The organism is Enterobacter sp. IF2SW-B1 (genome assembly GCF_001743375.1).
Taxonomy (GTDB): Bacteria; Pseudomonadota; Gammaproteobacteria; order Enterobacterales; family Enterobacteriaceae; genus Enterobacter; species Enterobacter bugandensis.
Genome location: NZ_MJAA01000249.1, coordinates 1 through 450 on the forward strand (window position 1 = coordinate 1; position 450 = coordinate 450).

At 59.6% G+C, this 450-nt stretch carries 1 protein-coding gene; it reads left to right on the forward strand.

The genetic code is table 11. The annotated features are described in order from the left end of the window. Window positions 1-450, forward strand: a 450-nt coding sequence (locus A6013_RS24305) for a type IV secretion system DNA-binding domain-containing protein (RefSeq protein ID WP_175437427.1), incomplete at both ends; no start/stop codon positions are given.

Genomic DNA, 450 nt, shown 5'->3' on the forward strand with positions numbered 1-450 from the left:
CGAACCCGGCCATTTCCATTCGCTCGGTGGTAACCTACTACGCTATCGCCCTTCGCTATCTGCAGGGGCGGGATGACGGAACGAAACCGCCGTTCACTATCAGGGAGGGGATGACGCAGGAACGCTATGACAACAGCTGGCTGTTTATTTCCCCTCAGGCCCGGCATCGCAAAAGGGTACGCCCGCTGATCTCACTCTGGGTGTCGCGGGCCACGCTGATGCTGCAGAGCATGGGGGAACACAGCGACCGCCGCGTAGGGTTCATTATCGATGAAGCACCCAGCCTGCAGCGCATACCCGAGCTGGCCGAGACACGTGCAGAGGCGCGTAAATTTGGTGGCTGTTTCGTGCTGGGCATGCAGAACATGGCGCAGCTGGTTCACGTCTACGGCCGCGAGCTGGCCAAAAGCATCTTTGACCTGATGAACACCCGTATGTACGGACGTTCGC